At 65.5% G+C, this 16,975-nt stretch carries 16 protein-coding genes; 6 read left to right on the forward strand and 10 right to left on the reverse strand.

What is annotated here, in order from left to right; translation table 11 throughout:
* The first annotated feature begins 106 nt into the window (after positions 1 to 106).
* The 5 genes from B6V73_RS10345 (at position 107) to B6V73_RS10365 (ending at position 5,115) form a co-directional block, all read left to right on the forward strand.
* Positions 107 to 319 carry a hypothetical protein gene (locus B6V73_RS10345; protein ID WP_075775372.1) on the forward strand — a complete coding sequence of 71 codons (213 nt, stop codon included), beginning with the start codon at positions 107 to 109 and terminating at the stop codon, positions 317 to 319.
* Positions 320 to 335: 16 nt separating this feature from the next.
* Complete coding sequence (locus tag B6V73_RS10350; RefSeq protein WP_088725187.1) at positions 336 to 872, forward strand: hypothetical protein; 537 nt, start codon at positions 336 to 338, stop codon at positions 870 to 872.
* Between the two features lie 194 nt (positions 873 to 1,066).
* On the forward strand, positions 1,067 to 1,693 hold the full coding sequence (locus B6V73_RS10355) for a glutathione S-transferase family protein (protein ID WP_075775370.1): 627 nt from the start codon (positions 1,067 to 1,069) through the stop codon (positions 1,691 to 1,693).
* A gap of 9 nt (positions 1,694 to 1,702) precedes the next feature.
* On the forward strand, positions 1,703 to 2,914 hold the full coding sequence (locus B6V73_RS10360) for an acetyl-CoA C-acetyltransferase (protein ID WP_075775369.1): 1,212 nt from the start codon (positions 1,703 to 1,705) through the stop codon (positions 2,912 to 2,914).
* Between the two features lie 11 nt (positions 2,915 to 2,925).
* A complete protein-coding gene (locus B6V73_RS10365; RefSeq protein ID WP_088725188.1) occupies positions 2,926 to 5,115 on the forward strand; it encodes a 3-hydroxyacyl-CoA dehydrogenase NAD-binding domain-containing protein in 2,190 nt (729 codons plus the stop codon).
* A gap of 178 nt (positions 5,116 to 5,293) precedes the next feature.
* On the opposite strand, the gene B6V73_RS10370 is transcribed toward B6V73_RS10365, so the two are convergent.
* Together B6V73_RS10370 and B6V73_RS10375 are read right to left on the reverse strand one after the other, a co-directional pair.
* On the reverse strand, positions 5,294 to 5,962 hold the full coding sequence (locus B6V73_RS10370) for a Hint domain-containing protein (RefSeq protein ID WP_075775367.1): 669 nt from the start codon (positions 5,960 to 5,962) through the stop codon (positions 5,294 to 5,296).
* Positions 5,963 to 6,224: 262 nt separating this feature from the next.
* A complete protein-coding gene (locus B6V73_RS10375; RefSeq protein ID WP_088725189.1) occupies positions 6,225 to 6,872 on the reverse strand; it encodes a sulfotransferase family 2 domain-containing protein in 648 nt (215 codons plus the stop codon).
* A 97-nt stretch (positions 6,873 to 6,969) separates the two neighbouring features.
* Here B6V73_RS10375 and B6V73_RS10380 point away from each other — a divergent pair, with 97 nt between their 5' ends.
* Entirely contained in the window at positions 6,970 to 8,598 is a 1,629-nt protein-coding gene (locus tag B6V73_RS10380) for an AMP-binding protein (protein WP_088725190.1), read from the forward strand.
* A gap of 50 nt (positions 8,599 to 8,648) precedes the next feature.
* On the opposite strand, the gene B6V73_RS10385 is transcribed toward B6V73_RS10380, so the two are convergent.
* From B6V73_RS10385 to B6V73_RS10420, 8 genes are all read right to left on the reverse strand, one after another.
* The gene (locus B6V73_RS10385; RefSeq protein ID WP_233243058.1) at positions 8,649 to 8,999 is read right to left on the reverse strand and encodes a hypothetical protein; all 351 of its coding nucleotides are present in this window, start codon (positions 8,997 to 8,999) and stop codon (positions 8,649 to 8,651) included.
* A gap of 11 nt (positions 9,000 to 9,010) precedes the next feature.
* The gene (locus tag B6V73_RS10390; protein WP_088723117.1) at positions 9,011 to 9,784 is read right to left on the reverse strand and encodes a DUF6478 family protein; all 774 of its coding nucleotides are present in this window, start codon (positions 9,782 to 9,784) and stop codon (positions 9,011 to 9,013) included.
* Positions 9,785 to 9,933: 149 nt separating this feature from the next.
* The gene (locus B6V73_RS10395; protein ID WP_088723118.1) at positions 9,934 to 10,593 is read right to left on the reverse strand and encodes a hypothetical protein; all 660 of its coding nucleotides are present in this window, start codon (positions 10,591 to 10,593) and stop codon (positions 9,934 to 9,936) included.
* 73 nt (positions 10,594 to 10,666) lie between these two features.
* Complete coding sequence (locus tag B6V73_RS10400) at positions 10,667 to 11,302, reverse strand: ATP-binding cassette domain-containing protein (protein ID WP_088725192.1); 636 nt, start codon at positions 11,300 to 11,302, stop codon at positions 10,667 to 10,669.
* Positions 11,299 to 12,954, reverse strand: a complete 1,656-nt coding sequence (locus B6V73_RS10405) for an ABC transporter permease (RefSeq protein WP_088725193.1) — start codon at positions 12,952 to 12,954, stop codon at positions 11,299 to 11,301. The genes B6V73_RS10400 and B6V73_RS10405 overlap by 4 nt, the downstream gene beginning before the upstream one ends.
* 7 nt (positions 12,955 to 12,961) lie before the next feature.
* Positions 12,962 to 14,161 (reverse strand): ABC transporter substrate-binding protein, encoded by a 1,200-nt coding sequence (locus tag B6V73_RS10410; RefSeq protein ID WP_088725194.1) that lies wholly within the window; start codon positions 14,159 to 14,161, stop codon positions 12,962 to 12,964.
* A gap of 11 nt (positions 14,162 to 14,172) precedes the next feature.
* Positions 14,173 to 14,778 carry a CDP-alcohol phosphatidyltransferase family protein gene (locus tag B6V73_RS10415; RefSeq protein ID WP_088725195.1) on the reverse strand — a complete coding sequence of 202 codons (606 nt, stop codon included), beginning with the start codon at positions 14,776 to 14,778 and terminating at the stop codon, positions 14,173 to 14,175.
* Complete coding sequence (locus tag B6V73_RS10420) at positions 14,775 to 16,904, reverse strand: bifunctional TVP38/TMEM64 family protein/FAD-dependent oxidoreductase (protein ID WP_088725196.1); 2,130 nt, start codon at positions 16,902 to 16,904, stop codon at positions 14,775 to 14,777. Before B6V73_RS10420 ends, B6V73_RS10415 begins: the two co-directional genes overlap by 4 nt.
* Between the last annotated feature and the right edge of the window lie 71 nt (positions 16,905 to 16,975).

Consider the following 16,975-nt stretch of genomic DNA (forward strand, 5'->3'; position numbering starts at 1 on the left):
CGATGCTTGGCTTCGGAGCACGGGCGGTCTGGCCAGCGCGCAGGTTTCTTCCTAAGCTGCGCGCAACCTGACGCGCCTTTCCGCGCTACATTGCCCCGGAGCCTGAATGCCCAAACGACTGCGCCTGACCCGTCGCTTTCCCGTCGCCATGACCAATGACGCCTATCGCAGCCTCAACCGCTTCGCGCAGGAGGCGGAAATCACGCCCGACGAGGCGCTGACCTTCCTGTTCGAGCATTTCAACTCCGTCACCCACGAGGAAAATCTCAACCACCGCCTGCGGCTGTTCAAGGCCGAGCTTGGCGAGCGCAAAGCCTGATTTCGAAAGGACATCCATGACCCGCCTGTCTCTCGCTTTCGCTGTCGCATCCCTTGCCGTCTCGGCCCTGCCCGCCTTTGCCTTCGACCCCGCCGACCGCAACGCTGTCACGCAGGAGGTCGCGGGCTTCACCAAGGCGGTGGAAGAGAAGGACTACTCGGTCTTCTTCGACACGGTGCCGCCGAAGATGATGCAGGCCATCGCGGATCAGACGGGCGTACCGAAAGAGCAGCTCGAAGAGATCATGCGCAAGCAGATCAACGACGCGATGGCCTCGGTCACGATCGACGAGTTCGAGATGAACACCAACGAAATGAAAACCGGCGAGACGTCTTCGGGCCGGGCCTATGCGCAGATTCCGACATCGACGGTGATGGAGGTGCCCGAGATGGGCAAGGTGCGCTCGACCAATACCACGCTGGCGCTGCAGGATGGCGAGGAATGGTATCTCGTGCGCATCGACAGCCCGGCGCAGATCGCGGTATTGCGCAAGGTGTATCCCGATTTCGAGGGAATCGAGTTTCCCAAGGGAACGATGCAGGCGGTGCGCTAACCGCGCCGCTCCTCTCGCTTTTTCCGTGCTTTCCGTTCACGTCCGTTCACCTCTCGCAACGGAACGTCACCCTCTCCCTCGCGTTGGACGCAACGTCGTGATCGAATGACGTTGCGGCGGAATGCCCACGAGGGGCTTACGTTCGCGTCACTTAGGGGCCAGATTGGCATCGTGATCAGGGAGGACCGCAACGAATGGCGGCACAACTTTATTGCTTCGGAGAGTCGGGGAACGCTTACAAGGCGGCGCTGACGATGGAATTGGCGGGCTACGACTGGGAGCCGGTCTATGTCGATTTCTTCAACGGCGAGGCGCGCAGCGCCGAATACCAGGCGCTGAACGAAATGGCCGAGGCGCCCGTCTTCAAAGAGGGCGACCTGACCCTGTCGCAATCCTGCGTCATCCAACTTCACATCGCGGAGCAGACCGGCAAATTCCTCGCCGAGGACCGCAACGAAATGCTGCGCTGGATGTTCTGGGATGCGCAGAAAGGCTCGGGCCAGCAAGGCGGGTTGCGCTTCCTGATGAACTTCCTGCCCGAAGACAAGCGTCCGCAAGAGGCGATCGGCTGGCTCAAGGGCCGCGTGCTGACCGCGATCAAGACGCTGGAGAAACACATGGAGGGTCGCGACTGGGTCGTCGGCGACCAGCCCAGCTTGGCCGATTTCGCCTGCTGCGGCTATCTCTACTACCCCGAGCCCTTTGGGTTCGACCGCAAGGAATTCCCCAATATCGACCGTTGGCTGGATGGCATTGCTGCCCTGCCCGGTTGGAAACACCCCTATGATTTGATGCCCGGCAATCCTTCCGACCGGGCGTGAGGAGGAACCATGACGGAAGCCTATATCTATGACGCAGCCCGCACCCCGCGGGGCAAGGGCCGCAAGGACGGCTCGTTGCACGAGGTCAGCTCGGTCGCGCTGTCGGCGCGGCTGCTGAACGCGGTGGCCGAGCGTAACAACCTCGAAGGCCACGCGGTCGAGGACGTGATCTGGGGCAACGCGACCCAGGTGATGGAGCAGGGCGGCTGCCTTGCACGCTCGGCGGTGCTTCTGTCGGACCTCGACGAGCGCATCCCCGGCCTGTCGATCAACCGCTTCTGCGCGTCGGGCATGGAAGCCGTGAACCTCGCCGCGAACCAGGTGCGCGGCGGCGCTGGCATGGGATACATCGCAGGCGGCGTCGAGATGATGGGCCGCGTCGCGATGGGCTCGGACGGCGCAGCAATCGCCGTGGACCCGTCGCTCGCGATGAAGACCTATTTCGTCCCGCAGGGCATCTCGGCTGATATCATCGCCACCGAATACGGCTTTAGCCGCGAAGACGTCGACGCGCTCGGCGTGGAATCGCAGCGCCGTGCGGCGGAGGCGATCAAGGAAAACCGTTTCGCAAAATCCATCGTGCCGGTGAAGGACCAGAACGGTTTGACCATTCTCGAGCAGGACGAATTCCCGCGTCCGGGCACGACGATGGAATCGCTCGGCAGCCTGAAGCCGTCCTTCAAGGAAATGGGCGAGGTCATGCCCGGCTTCGACAAGGTCGCGATGCTGAAATACCCGCACCTCGATCACATCAACCACGTCCATCACGCCGGCAACTCCTCGGGCATCGTGGACGGGGCCGCCGCCGTGCTGATCGGCAACAAGGAATTCGGTGAGGCGCATGGCCTCAAGCCGCGCGCGCGCATCCGCGCCACCGCGAAGATCGGCACCGATCCGACGATCATGCTGACCGGCCCGGTGCCCGTGACCGAGAAGATCCTCGCCGATTCGGGCATGTCGATCTCCGACATCGACCTGTTCGAGGTGAACGAGGCGTTTGCTGCTGTCGTGCTGCGCTTCATGCAGGCCTTCCAGGTCGACGCATCGAAGGTCAACGTCAACGGCGGCGCGATCGCGCTCGGCCACCCGCTCGGCGCCACCGGCGCGATCATCATCGGCACGCTGCTGGACGAGCTCGAACGCCGCGACCTGAACACCGGTCTGGCCACGCTCTGCGTTGCGTCCGGCATGGGCGCCGCGACCATCATCGAGCGCGTGTGAGGGAGGAACAAATGGCTGATTTCAAATACGAACTTGGCAGCGACGGCGTTGCCGTCATCACTTGGGACGTGCCCGAGAAGTCGATGAACGTGATGAGCATGGAGGGCTTCGCGCTTCTCGACAGCTTCATCGACAAGGCGCTGGCGGATGACGCCGTGAAGGGTGTCGTCATCACCTCCGGCAAGCCCGATTTCGCGGGCGGCATGGATCTCAACGTCATCGCGCAGATGCGCGAAGGCGGCGCTCAGGCGATCTTCGACGGCGTGATGCAGATGCACCATGTCCTGCGCAAGATCGAGCGCGCCGGCATGGACCCGAAGACCAACAAGGGCGGCAAGCCGATCGCGACCGCGATCCCCGGCACCGCGCTCGGCATCGGTCTGGAACTGCCGCTGTCGACGCACCGCACTTTTGTCGCTGACAACCCGAAGGCCAAGATCGGCCTGCCCGAGATCATGGTCGGCATCTTCCCCGGCGGCGGCGGCACCACCCGCGTCTCGCGCAAGCTCGGTGCGATGGCGGCGGCGCCCTTCCTGCTGGAAGGCAAGCTCTCGGACCCCAAGAAGGCAAAGGCCGCGGGCCTGATCGACGAGGTCGTCGAGGATCCGCTGGCCTCCGCGAAGGAATGGGTGCTGAACGCCAAAGACGCCGATCTGGTCAAACCGTGGGACGCGAAGGGCTTCAAGATGCCCGGCGGCGCACCCTATCACCCGGCGGGCTTCATGACCTTCGTCGGTGCTTCCGCGATGGTGCATGGCAAGACCGCGGGCGTCTATCCGGCGGCCAAGGCGCTGCTCTCGGCGGTCTATGAAGGCGCGCTCGTGCCCTTCGATCAGGCGATCAAGATCGAGGCGCGCTGGTTCACCAACGTTCTGCTGAACCCGTCGTCGACCTCGATGATCCGTTCGCTCTTCATCAACAAGGGCGCGCTGGAGAAGGGCGCGAACCGTCCCGACGTGCCGGACCAGAAGGTCAAGAAGGTCGGCATCCTCGGCGCGGGCATGATGGGCGCAGGCATTGCCTATGTCTCGGCCAAAGCCGGTATCGAGGTCGTGCTGATCGACAACAGCCAGGAGGCCGCCGATCGCGGCAAGTCCTATTCCGAGGGCATCCTCGACAAGGGCATCTCGCGCAAGAAGGTCACCGAAGAGGGCAAGGCCAAGACGCTGGGCCTGATCAACGCGACCACGGATTACGCCGCGCTTGAGGGTTGCGACCTGATCGTGGAAGCCGTGTTCGAAGATCCGGGCGTCAAAGCCGAGGTCACCAAGAAGGCCGAAGCCGTGATTCCGCAGGATGCGATTTTCGCGACCAACACCTCGACCCTGCCGATCACCGAGCTGGCCAAGGCCAGCGCACGCCCCGAGCAGTTCATCGGCATCCACTTCTTCTCGCCCGTCGACAAGATGATGCTGGTGGAGATCATCAAGGGTGCCGAGACCGGTCCTGTGGCCGTGGCGAAAGCGCTCGATTTCGTGCGCCAGATCCGCAAGACGCCGATCGTGGTGAACGACGCGCGCTTCTTCTACGCCAACCGCTGCATCATCCCTTACATCAACGAGGGGATTCGCATGGTGGCCGAGGGGGTGAACCCGACGCTGGTCGAACATGCGGCCACGATGGTCGGCATGCCGCTCGGACCGCTGCAGCTGGTAGACGAGACCTCGATCGACCTCGGCGTGAAGATCGCGAAGGCCACCAAGGCGGCGATGGGCGATGCCTATCCCGATGAGGCGGTCGATGACGTGCTGTTCTGGATGGCCGACGAAGGCCGTATGGGCCGCAAGGCGAACGCGGGCTTCTACGACTATGACGAGAAGGGCAAACGCCAAGGCCTCTGGGAAGGTCTCGACGCCAAGTTCCCGCGCGCCGACGAGCAGCCCGACGTGCATCACGTGCAGCATCGCCTGCTGATGGCGCAGGTGCTGGAAGCCGTGCGCGCCTTCGAGCAGGGCGTGCTGGAAGACATCCGCGAGGGTGACGTGGGCGCGATCCTCGGCTGGGGCTTCGCCCCGTGGTCGGGTGGCCCGTTCTCGTGGCTCGACATCCTCGGCGCCGGCAAGGCGGTGGAGATCTGCGAGGCGCTCACCGCGCAATACGGTCCGCGCTTCGAAGCCCCCGCCCTGCTGCGCGACATCGCAGCCAAGGGTGACACCTTCTATGGTCGTTTCGGCGACGGTCAGGCCGCGAAAGCCGCCTGATCCGACGGCGCCAGAAAACCAGAACGCCGGGACCGAAAGGCCCCGGCGTTTTTCTATGCGCGCGCCTTCCTCTGCGCCGAAGCGTTCGCCTATTCCCGGGCAAAGGAAAACGCCGCACCCTGGTCTGGGGTGCGGCGTTCGGCCTGTCAGAATTTCAGGAGGGGATCAGGCCGGGCTATCACTCTGCCGCGTAAGCATGTGCGGTCAGATCTTCGTCGATCAGCCCCGCGACGATCGAGCGCGCCATCTCGAGCGACAGCGTCTCGTAGTTCGGGCCTGCATCATCGTCGAAGAGCGCTTCGAGCCGGTGGCTGTTGACCGAACCGCAATGGACCATGCCAGAACCATTAGCGTAGACGATCTCCTCCTCCTCAAACTCCAGCACGATCACGTCGATCGGACGGTGGGGTGTAATCCGATCGATCCCGCGATAGCCTTCAAGTGCCGAAGCGGGGATCACGGCGAAGGGGTCACCGTAAATTGCCTCGGCCATGTCGCTTTCCACCATCATGTTCTGTTCAGGCAAAAGCAGCATCGGGGTTTTGTTGCCCAACGCGCCGACCGGCACGGCGAGCGGCTTGCGATGGTCCGGGCAACGCCCGTGACCGAGCCAGAGTTGAGTCCGTTTGACGTCCGCGACGGGACGCAGGCCACTGTCGAAAGTCATGACCATGTCACCGGCTGCGATCGCTTCCACCGGGCGCCAGCCCATGGCGGTGGCGATGCGCGTTCCGGCGACGATTCCCGACGCAGCTCCGTTGTCGAGCATTCGCCCGGAGGTTGCGCCCGCCAGAGCGGTATCAAAGGCGCAATCGTCGTCCCAGGTCGTCGTTGCACTGCGGGTCATGTCGGTCTTCCTTCTGAAAGTCGGCGAGGCCATTTCTTGGTCCTACCCAGATCAATTGATTCCTAGGGAGTTTCCGGGGCCGAAAGGTGACCGAAATGTGGCAAACCTATACTTTCAGACAGTAAGTTGCTCACGGACCCGTGATTGACCTATCTTTTTGGATAGGGGACACGCTCGATTGACCTATCTTTTTGGATAGGGGCGCGTTCACCGGCCGTAAGAATGGCCCAAAATGCGTCGCAATCTGCAATCGCGCGAAAATTTAGAATCGGTAATCGAACCGCGCGATGTCTTCGGCACAGAGTTTTAAAACCACTTCAGCGTCGACATCCGAAAAATACTCGCGCCAGTTGCGCTTCCGCGCGGAAATGTTGGATCGCGCGAAGGGCGTCACGGAAAACCCCAGATGCGTTGCGAGAGGTGCGGCATCGGCCTCTACATCTTCAAGGCGAATATAAAGGTCGCAAATCTCCTCCCCGTCCGGCAGCCGCATGTAGCTGCCATAAGGGGCCGCCGCGAGCGATGCCTGGGTGTGCGGATGGTTTATGAAGTCCGAAAAGCTGAGTGACTTTGCTAATGCCACGGCCGGATGCGTCATCTGCTGCTCGCGCAACCAATGGTAGTAGCTGACGACCCGATCCCACGGGTTCCGCACAAGTGTGAAAGTGAAATAGGCCCGAGCCTGCTCTTCCGTATAGAGCCCCAGCCCGTCGCTCAGCGTGGAATGCTTCCAAAGCCGCCCTCGCGTCTCGCGGCCCGCCAGCCTGCGTTTGCGCCGCTGCGCCTTGGGCGTGTCTCCGATCAGAAGATCGTCCGCCATGGCGCGGTCCTCCAGCGCGAGCGTCAGCGCCGTGCCGCCCGTCTTCGGGATGTGAACGAAGATATAGCGACGGCCATGCGAAACGATCATGCGCGAGACACTATCTCTGACGAAAGATGACGCAAACCCTCTTTCCTTTCGCGCGGAGCCGCCTGAAGATGCCCGAACAATTGAGGAGGAGGTTTTCATGGGCTGGCTTGCCGACGAGACGGGTTTGGAGAAATGCGCGGCGAATTACGCCCCGCTTACACCTTTGTCGCATCTCAACCGCGCGCTGGAGGTCTTCCCCGAGCGACCGGCGGTGGTCTACGGCAGCCGCTCTTATAATTACGTCGATTACCACGCGCGCGTGAGCCAGCTCGCCTCGGCGCTCAAGGCGCGCGGCGTGAACTCGGGTGACGTGGTAGCGACGATCCTGCCCAACACCCTGCCCCAGATCGAAGCGCATTTCGGCGTGCCCGCCTGCGGCGCGGTGCTGAACGCGATCAACACACGGCTCGATGTCGATACCGTTGCCTATATCTTCGAACATGGCGGCGCGAAGATCGTGCTCTGCGACGTGGCCTTCCTGCCGGTGGCCGAAGAAGCCGTGAAGAAGATGAAAGGCCCCGCGCCGCAGATCGTGGAGGTGGCCGACCCCGATCACGGGTTCGAGCCGACCGGGCATTACCTCGAATACGAGGCGCTGGTGGCCGAGGGCGACCCGATGTTCGACTGGATCATGCCGGAGGACGAATGGGAGAGCATCGCGCTCAACTACACCTCCGGCACGACCGGCAAGCCCAAAGGCGTCGTCTATCACCACCGTGGCGCCTATCTCTCGACGCAGGCGAACGCGATCTCGTGGCGGATGCAGCTTTACCCGGTTCTGCTGACCATCGTACCGCTGTTCCATTGCAACTCCTGGACCCATAGCTGGATGGCCCCGATGATGGGCGGCACGGTCGTCGGCTGCCGGGATGTGACCGCGAAGAACATCTATGACGCGATCGCCGATCACGGGGTGACGCATTTCGGTGGCGCGCCGATCGTGCTCAACACCATCGTCAACGCCAAGGACGAGCATCGCCGCCCCTTCGATCACGTGGTCGAAGTCTTCACCGCCGGCGCCCCGCCGCCCGCCTCGACGCTGGCCGCGATCGAACCGCTAGGGTTCAACGTCACGCAGGTCTACGGGCTGACCGAAACCTACGGGCCAGCCGTCGAATGTACCTGGAAGCCCTCCTGGGACGGCGCAACCGGCGAGGAACGTGCCGAACTGAAGGCGCGCACGGGCGTGTCGATGCCGATGCTCGAACAGGTAACCGTTCACGATCAGGGCAAGGAGGTCGCCCGCGACTCTCAGCATCTGGGCGAGATCGTCTTCCGCGGCAACATGGTGATGAAGGGCTACTTCAAGAACCCGCAGGCGACGCGCGAGGCCTTCGAGGGCGGCGTGTTCCACTCCGGCGACATCGCCTTCATGCATCCCGACGGCTACATCAAGATCACCGACCGCGCGAAGGACATCATCATCTCGGGCGGGGAGAACGTCTCCTCGGTCGAGGTGGAAGGCGTGATCTGCGCCCACCCGGCGGTCTCGCTCGCCTCGGTCGTGGCGAAGCCCGACGAGACCTGGGGCGAGGTGCCCTGCGCCTTCGTCGAGCTGAAGGAGGGCAAGGAGGCGACGGAAGAGGAGTTGATCAAGTTCTGCCGCGAGCGGCTCGCGGGCTTCAAGACGCCCAAGCGCGTGGTCTTCTCCGAACTGCCGAAAACCTCGACCGGGAAGATCCAGAAATTCGAGCTGCGGGCCGTGGCCAAGCTGCTCGACGCGTAGGTCTTTCTTCTACGCGTACGCGCGCCCGCGCGAGGGCGCGCGCAAAAGGCTCAGCTTTCGCTCTCGGCGCAATGCTGGCGGAAGGCGCGCGACAGCATGTCCAACTCGGTGCGCAGCAGGTCGATCTCGGCGCGCAGATCACCCGCGAGCGGCGCGCCTGCGACCAGAGAGAAGCGGTCGATCACCTCGCCATCCGATTTGCGGCAGACGAGGAAGGTCAGTACCCCCTCACTCAGCAACTCCGCCGGGATCGGCTGCGAGAGGCGCCAGTCGCCCGGCTCGCCAGTCAGCAACAGCCCTTCCAGCACCTCGCCCTGATGGCGCACCTCAAGATCGGGCGTCTCTTTCTCGTGGCTCACCGCCTCCCAGCGCCCGGCCTTGATCCGCGAATTTTCCAGCATCCTCGCCTCCGTCACAGCTCGGCGCGCGGGTAGCGCGCGAAGGTGAGATCGCGGATCACCACCTCGTTCATCCGTGGGTTTTCGAAAATCAGGTCGACCCATACCTTTTCCAACCGCCGCTCGTTCATCCGCGTATAGGCCAGATCGAATTCGACATAGCGCGCGCCCTCGCCTTGGGGCAATTCGCGCACCAGCTGCTCCGAATTGGGGCCGTGCTTGATGTTGAGGCGGCAGAACACCTCCAGTTCCCGCTCGCACTCCAGCTGCATCTCCAGCCGGATGAGATGGTTGAGTTGCAGCCCGCCAAGCGCGGCATCGGGCAGGTCGAGCACCAGCGACAGGAACGAGCCTTCGAAGCGCAGCACATCGAGCCGCAGCCCGAACGGCGCGAGCGTCTCGCCCTTGGTATTACGGATCTGGCGCAGCGTTATCTCGGACCGAGGGCAGTCATGGAACAGGGTGAGGTCATCGCCAAGCTTGTCGCGACTTTGCGCCCCCGCGATCCCATGCGGATGCGCCTTCACCCGCCAGAGCAGCGGACGCCACGCCCAGTCACTGCCGGCGGGCTTGCGAACCGACGTATCACCGGGAAAGGCCGTCAGCCGCTGCTCGGTCGCGCGGAGCACCGTGTCGAGCTCGTTGCGCAGCGCGCGCGCCCGGGCGCGCAGACTGCGCAGTCCATCAGGCCCAAGCGTGGGCACCGTGGACGCCGCATCGCGCCAGCGCCGCAAGCTGCGCCGCTCGGCAATCCGTTGCAACAGCGATCCGCCGTTTCGCCCCGCCATGTCCCGCCCTTCTTTCCCGTCCTGCCGTTGCCGCTTGCGGCATCACAGCAGTTATTCCTTATCACCGGGTTCTGAGAAAGGGAAATTTCCGGGCGAAGTCATCATGTTCCGGCGTGGCGACGCGCGCTTGGAGCGTCACGTCCGCACGGTCAGTTCGCGGCGCGGATCGCGGCGATGAATTTCTCCAGCAACTGGCGCTGCTGGGCGTAGCTCAATTCGCCTTCCTTCAGCGGCATAACCGACAGCGCGGTGATCCGCCCGCCAAGCGCGGTGACGCCCCGCAGATAGGTCTTGGCGATCGGCGGCCCGCCGGTGCCGGAGCGATCCTCGACCCGCAGCAGCAAGGTGCCATCGGCGATATCGGTGCCCTTGATAGTGACGTCGCCCGCCTCGCCAGATCGCGACAGCGCCGCCCGCCCAATCTCGGAATGGAAGAAATCGCCGATCTTCTTGAGCCGATCCCGTGACAGCTTGCCGGAGCCATCCTCCAGCGCGGGCGGCCCGACGGTGACGCTCAGCAGCGCGGGCTCTGGCGCATGGGCATCCTCGGCATTGCGCGAGATTGCAGCGCAATTGCCGAACAGCGCGAACCCCCCCGCACCGGAATTGCGCAGGCTTTTCGGATCGACGCACCAGCCCTTCGGCGCGGCTACCGTCAGCGCGCCATTCGCGAGCGTGGTGCGGGCCTTCGCAACCTGCGCCGAACCGAAGGCTGTCGGCTGACACCCCGCCAGCAATCCGGTGACCCCCAGCGCGAGGGCGAGGGGGGCCAAAAGACGCGACGAGCGGTGTTTGACAGCAGAAATCATGAGTTTTGAGATAGCCTCAGGGCCCTCAACGCGCAAGTCTGCCGGGGCTCGCCGCACTGCGGCTGCGCGGGGTTCAGCCCAATGTGATCCGGCGCGCAGCTGCCGCGCCATCCTCCGGATCGTGGCTGACCATCAGGCAAGGGATCCGCTCGGCCGCGAGATGCTGCAGCGTGAAACTGCGGATCTCGGCCCGCAGCTCCGCGTCGAGCGCGGCGAAGGGCTCGTCGATCAACACCGCGCGGGGCCGGGCAAGCAGAGTGCGCATCAGCGCCGCACGGGTGCTCTGCCCGCCCGACAGCGTCGCCGGATCGCGATCAGCCATGCCCGCAAGCCCGGCCTGTTCCAATGCCGCCTCGACCGCCGCGCGCCGGGCCGCCTTGCCCTTCACCTGCCCGGGCAACCCGAAGGCCAGATTGTCGCCCACCGAGAGATGTGGGAAAAGCTGCGCCTGCTGAAACAGCATCCCGATGCCGCGTTTCTCGGCGGGCAGCTGCGTGACGCTTTCGCCATCGAGCAGCACATCGCCCGAGGCCGTGAACCCACGCGACAGGTGCCCGCCGATATGGGCGAGCAGGCTCGACTTGCCGATCCCGGACGGCCCCATCAGGCAGACGGTCTCGCCGGGCGCCACGACCAGCGACAGCGACGCGAAGAGCGGCGCGGAGGCGCCGGGCGCGGTCAGGCTCAGATCGATCAACTCGAGGCTCATGCCACTCCTCCGCGCAACCCGCGCCGATTGCGATGCCACCATGCCGGCACGGCGAGCGCCAGCGCGAAACCCAGCCATGGCAGCGCCGCCTGCATGAGCGCGAGGATCGCGGCCAGCCGCCGATCCGCCCCCGAGGCCAGCGCGACCGCTTCGGTCGCCAGCGCCTGAACGCGCCCCGCCCCGGGCAGCAGAACTGCGAGATATTGCGCGACCGACACCGCGATCCCGATCGCCGCCGCCGCGCAGATCGGACCGAGCAGCATCGGCAGCTTGATCCGCAGCAGGCGTCGCGTCGGCCCGGCCCCGAGGCTCGCCGCACTGGCGAGATGCGCCGGGTCGAGCGCGCGCCACGGCCCGGCCAGCGCGATCATCACATAGGGAAAGACGAACAGCAGTTCGGCCCATGTCACCGCGACCGACCCGGGCGGCAGGCCGAGCCAGAGAAACCCCGTCGTCAGCCCCTGCAGAAACCCGATCTGCGGCAGCAAAAGCGGCAGGACGATCAAGGCGCCGAGCGGCAGGCGCTTGCCGGAGCGATCCTCGCTTTCCAGCCAGAGCATCGCGAGGATCAGCGCCAGCCCGGTCGAGACCAGCGCAAGGGACAAGCTGGTCAGAGCGGGCCTTGCGCAATCCGCGCTGGCCCAGCGTTTGAGCGTCAGATCGGCGGGCATGGCATCGGGAAAGCGCCAGAAGCTCGCGAGGCTCCACAGGATCAGCGCGCCGAGCGATCCGATCGCCAGCAGACCGCCCGCCCCGATCAGGCCAGCGCCGCTCCAGTTTCGCCGCGAGGTGCCGCGATGCCCAGTGCGGATCGCCGTCTTGCCCAGCCGTGCCCCCGCGCGCTCGCCGACCATCCAAAGCGCCGCACTCGCCCCCATCACCGCCAGCAGGATCACCGCCAGCGCCGAGGCGGGCACCGCCTGCGCGGGATCCGGCGCGCCGTAGAGCCGCAGGATCCGCACCGCCAGCGTCGGCGGGTTCGACGGCCCGAGGATCAGCGCCATGTCCACGACCGACAGCGAGAAGGCCAGCACGATCAGCACCGGCAGCCGCAGCGCCGGGTACAGCTGCGGCCAGACGATCCGAACCCAGACGCGGCCCGGCGCATAGCCAAGCGCGCGCCCCGCCGCCATCTGCGCCGCCACCGGGCGCTGCGCGGCGGCGACCAGCGTCATCAGCGTCAGGAACGGCACCTCTTTCAGCATCAGCCCGAGGATCAGCGACAGCCCCCACGGGTCGCCCACAGTGACGATCTGCGGCGGCAAGTCCCAGCCAGTCGCCCAGGGCGAGATCAACCGCGCGGCCCAGCCCGAGGGCGCGATCAGGAAGGCCAGCCCGATCGCCAGCGCCGCATGGGGCACCGCGAGCAGAGGCGTCAGCCAGCGCGACGCCGATTGCCGCGTCATCAGCCAGCGCGCGAGCGGGATCGAAGCCGCAAGCGACAGCAGCGTAGCCCCCAAACCGGTCACCAGCGTCAGCCGCAGCGAGGTGAGGATACCGGGCGCGGCCAATGCCTCAGCGAAACCGTTCCAGCCCAGCGCGACGCGCCCCAGCCCCGGCTGCCAGCCAAACGCGGTCGCCAGCGTCAGCACCGCGCCCAGCAGCACTGGCGCGCCGATCACCAGCGTCATGATCGCCCCGGCGAGCCGCATCGGAACCTCACTTCGTGTAGCGCTGCGCCCAGTCCTCGGTGAGCTTGGTCATCCAGCTCGGGTGCGGCTCGGGCAGGGTCGGGCCCAACTCCTCCAGCGTCGGCAGCGCGGGCGCGGTGGGCAAATCAGCGAAGGCCTGTTTCGCCGCCTCGTCCAGCTTCGCCGGATCGAGCACCGAGAAACTTCCCAGCACGCGGATGTCCTGCATATGGGCCTGCGTGGCCGGATCGAGCAGGAAATTCGCGACCAGCTCCGCCCCCGCCTGATGCGCCGCGTTATAGGGAATCGCGACGTAGGAGATATTCCCGATCGTGCCGCCTTCGGGCACCCAGACGCGGACAGAGGGCGGCAGCACGCCCTGTTCGATCATCGCGGCGGGCGCGGCGGGATCGAAGAACATCGCGAAATCGACCTCGCCATCGGCCACCAGTTGCGCCTGCACGCTTTCGTTCTCGGGGAAGGATTTGCCTTCGCGCCACATCAGCGGGCGCAACGCATCGTACCACGCCCAGAGCGGCGCGGTTTCCTTGGTATAGGCCTCGTCCGTCACGGGCTGCGACAGCGCCGCCGGATCGGGCGCCAACTCGACCAGCGCCTGCTTGAGGAAGCTCGCCCCCATGAAATTCGACGGGTTGGGATGGGTGAAGCGGCCCGGATGCGCCTTGGCCCAATCCAGAAGCCCCGCCATATCCTTCGGCGGTTCGTTCACCCGCTCCGCATCATAGGCGAAGGCGAATTTCGCAAGCCGCCACGGGCTCTCATAGCCCTCGGTCGGCACGGTGAAATCGGTCGTGGCCGCCGAGCCTTCCGACAGGTCGAGATATTTCGCATTGGGCAGATCGCTCACGAACGGCCCATGCAGCAGCCCCGCTTCCTTCATCGCCAGAAAGTTCGGCCCGTTGATCCAGATAAGGTCCACCGCGCCGCCGTCATCCTTGCCTGCCGCCTTCTCGGCCTGCACGCGCGAAACGGCTTCGGCAGTGTCGGACAGCTTCACCTGCTCGACCGTGACGCCGTATTTCTCCTGCATCTGATCGGACACCCAATCGATGAAAGCGTTGGTGCGCGGATCGCCGCCCCAGGCGTTGAAATAGACCGTCTGGCCCTTCGCCTCGGCCTGCGTCTGCGCCCAATCGGCGAAGGCGGGCGCAGCGAGCGGCAGCGCGAGACTCGCGGCAAGAACCGGGGCGGCAAGGAGGTTTCTCATACTCTCTCCGTTCAGGAAAACGCCCGCCAGCCCATCAGCCAGCGGGTCACGGTGGTCACGAAACAGGCGGCGGCGAAGATCCCAGCAAGGATCGGGAAGGCTTGCGGAAACAGGCAGATCGCCGCGAAGAACAGGATCGTCTCGGCGCCTTCGGTCAGCCCGCCGAGGTAGTAGATGCCCTTTGTCGGATAGGCGTCGGTGCTCATCCCGCGCTTGGCGGCGATCGAGGCGAAAGCGAGAAAGCTCGATCCGGTGCCCACGAAGGCCGCGATCAGGATGGTCGCGGCGAGCGCGTTACGGGCCGGATCAGCCAGAGCGAAGCCCACCGGGATCAGCGCGTAGAACAGAAAATCCAGCGCGATATCGAGGAACGCACCGCGATCGGTCGGACCCTTGATGCGGGCAATAGCCCCGTCGAGCCCGTCCGCGACCCGGTTGATCAGGATCAGCGCCAGCGCCAGCCAATAGGCGTGCAAGGCCAGCGCCGGAATCGCGAGCAGACCCAGCGCGAAGCCCGCCACCGTCACCTGATCGGCGCGGATACCGCGCGCGGCCAGCGCCTCGGCGGGAGGCTGCATCATGGCACGTTGCAGCGGCAGGAGAGCTGCGTCGATCATCCGCGCCTCCAGGTCATGAAACGCTCGGCGATCCGCAGCGTGCGCGGGTTCACATGCGACTGCCGCCAGCGCCCGGCGGCGTTCTTCGCGGCCTCCGACCAGCTCGGATAGATATGCGGCGTCGAGAGAATCTTGCCCAAGCCCAACCCGTGCCGCATCGCCAGCGCGAATTCCGCCAGCACCTCGGCCGCATGCGCTCCGCAGACCGTGGCACCGAGGATCTTGTCCGAGCCCTTCGCGGTGACGATCCGCACGAAGCCCTGTCCCGCGCCTTCGGCCAGCGCGCGGTCGAGATCGCCGAGCGGATAGGTCGTGACCTCGTGATGCACGCCCTCCGCCTCGGCTTCTGCAGCTGTCATCCCCACCCGCGCCAGTTCGGGCGTGGTGAAGACCGCATGCGGGATCGGCGCGGCGTGGGCCTTGAAGCGCCAGAACGGCGAGGCCAGCGAATTCGCCGCCGCGATCCAGCCCTGATGGCCCGCGGCGTTGGTAAGCTGCAAGGGCCCGGCCGCATCGCCTGCGGCGTGGATATTGGGCATGAGGGTTTCGAGGTAGTCGTTCGTCTCGATCACTTTGTTTGCCGGAATGCCCAGCTCCTCCAGCCCAAAGCCTTCGAGCCGCGCCTTGCGTCCGACCGCGACCAGCAGCTTGTCGAATTGAATCTTGGAGCCGTCTTCCAGCTCCAGCCATTTGCCTCCATCCGTGCTGGACTCGTCCCGCCCGAAGCGGATCGCCTTCGCCCCGAGCCGCAGATCGACCCCATCGGCGCGCAAAGCCTGCGCCACCGCCTGCGCGGCCTCGTCCTCCTCGCGCGCGAGCAACCGCTCCGCCGCCTCGACGACCGTCACGCCCGCCCCAAGACGCGCCAGCGCCTGCGCTATCTCGCAGCCGATCGGGCCACCGCCAAGGATCACCATCCTCTCGGGTGGCGCAGGCATCGCAGCGAGCGCCTCCCACAGCGTGTCCGAGGTCAGGGGCTCGACCGATCCGATCCCCTCGATCGGCGGGATCACCGGGGCCGCGCCGGTCGCGAGCACGACGCCGCGCGTCGTCAGGCGCTGGTCGCCCACGCGCACGGTCCACGGGTCTTCCAGTCGCGCATGGCCTTCGATCACCTCGACGCCTAAACCTTCATAGCGCTCCACGGAATCATTCGGCTCAATCTGCGCGATCACCTCGGATATCCGCCGCGTCACGACGGGCCAATCGACCGAGACATCCGCGCGCACGCCCAGCGCCTCGGAACCGCGTGCCACACCCACAGCCCTCGCCGAGGCAATCAGCGCCTTCGACGGCACGCAGCCGAAATTCAGGCAATCGCCGCCCATCGGGCCTTCCTGTACCAGCGTCACCTTCGCCTTCGCCTGCGCCGCGACGTAAGAGGCCACCAGCCCCGCCGCGCCCGCGCCGATCACGATCAGGTTGCGGTCGAACTTGGCCGGGCGCTCATAGCCGCGATAAGCGCGCTTGCGCGCCCAGAATCGTAGCGCCGCGCGCGCCACCCACGGAAACACCGCCAGCGCCACGAAGGCACCGAGCAGACCCGGCGAGACGATCCCCGACAGGCTGTTCAGATCGCCCAGCTGCGCCCCCGCCGCGACATAAACGGCCGTCCCGGGCAGCATGCCGAGCTGCGAGACGGCATAGAACTTCCACGCCTTCATCCGGGTCAGCCCGAAGGCGAGGTTGATGACGAAGAACGGCACGACCGGGATCAGGCGAAGCGAGAACAGGTAGAACTCGCCGTCGCGCGCGGCGCCTTTCTCGATCTTCGCAAGCCGTGGGCCAAGCCGCCCGCGCACCCAGTCGCGCATCAGGTAGCGCGCGACCAGAAAGGCCAGCAGCGCCCCGATGGAAGACGCGAAGGAGATCAGCACCAGCCCATGCCAGAAGCCCAGCAGCGCCGCGCCCAAAAGGGTCAGCCAGACCGCAAAGGGCAGCGACAGCGCCGTAACGACAACGTAGGTGACGAAGAACCCGGTGGGCAGCGCCAGCGGATGCGCCTCGCGCCACGCCGCGAGACTGTAGCGCAGGGCGCGCAGCCGTTCGGGGTCGGGATCGGCCACCAGAAGGGTCGCGATCACCGCCAGAGCGATCAGGCCAAGGAATATCAGAGGTTTGCGCATGGTCCTCCCGTGGGTGACGCCCCAGTGATAGAGGCGATGCGATCTTTCCCCAAGTCGTTTCACGCGCGGAT

Origin of the sequence: Thioclava sp. JM3, from assembly GCF_002213185.1 — a bacterium.
GTDB lineage: Bacteria > Pseudomonadota > Alphaproteobacteria > Rhodobacterales > Rhodobacteraceae > Thioclava > Thioclava nitratireducens.

Bases quoted from the DNA above. Each gene is read 5' to 3' on its own strand.
- B6V73_RS10350 (WP_088725187.1), top strand. From the start codon at position 336: ATGACCCGCCTGTCTCTCGCTTTCGCTGTCGCATCCCTTGCCGTCTCG.
- B6V73_RS10390 (WP_088723117.1), bottom strand. From the start codon at position 9,784: ATGGCGGGGCGAAACGGCGGATCGCTGTTGCAACGGATTGCCGAGCGG.
- B6V73_RS10380 (WP_088725190.1), top strand. From the start codon at position 6,970: ATGGGCTGGCTTGCCGACGAGACGGGTTTGGAGAAATGCGCGGCGAAT.
- B6V73_RS10400 (WP_088725192.1), bottom strand. From the start codon at position 11,302: ATGAGCCTCGAGTTGATCGATCTGAGCCTGACCGCGCCCGGCGCCTCC.
- B6V73_RS10375 (WP_088725189.1), bottom strand. From the start codon at position 6,872: ATGATCGTTTCGCATGGCCGTCGCTATATCTTCGTTCACATCCCGAAG.
- B6V73_RS10345 (WP_075775372.1), top strand. From the start codon at position 107: ATGCCCAAACGACTGCGCCTGACCCGTCGCTTTCCCGTCGCCATGACC.
- B6V73_RS10405 (WP_088725193.1), bottom strand. From the start codon at position 12,954: ATGCGGCTCGCCGGGGCGATCATGACGCTGGTGATCGGCGCGCCAGTG.
- B6V73_RS10410 (WP_088725194.1), bottom strand. From the start codon at position 14,161: ATGAGAAACCTCCTTGCCGCCCCGGTTCTTGCCGCGAGTCTCGCGCTG.
- B6V73_RS10395 (WP_088723118.1), bottom strand. From the start codon at position 10,593: ATGATTTCTGCTGTCAAACACCGCTCGTCGCGTCTTTTGGCCCCCCTC.
- B6V73_RS10355 (WP_075775370.1), top strand. From the start codon at position 1,067: ATGGCGGCACAACTTTATTGCTTCGGAGAGTCGGGGAACGCTTACAAG.
- B6V73_RS10370 (WP_075775367.1), bottom strand. From the start codon at position 5,962: ATGACCCGCAGTGCAACGACGACCTGGGACGACGATTGCGCCTTTGAT.
- B6V73_RS10360 (WP_075775369.1), top strand. From the start codon at position 1,703: ATGACGGAAGCCTATATCTATGACGCAGCCCGCACCCCGCGGGGCAAG.
- B6V73_RS10365 (WP_088725188.1), top strand. From the start codon at position 2,926: ATGGCTGATTTCAAATACGAACTTGGCAGCGACGGCGTTGCCGTCATC.
- B6V73_RS10415 (WP_088725195.1), bottom strand. From the start codon at position 14,778: ATGATCGACGCAGCTCTCCTGCCGCTGCAACGTGCCATGATGCAGCCT.
- B6V73_RS10420 (WP_088725196.1), bottom strand. From the start codon at position 16,904: ATGCGCAAACCTCTGATATTCCTTGGCCTGATCGCTCTGGCGGTGATC.
- B6V73_RS10385 (WP_233243058.1), bottom strand. From the start codon at position 8,999: ATGCTGGAAAATTCGCGGATCAAGGCCGGGCGCTGGGAGGCGGTGAGC.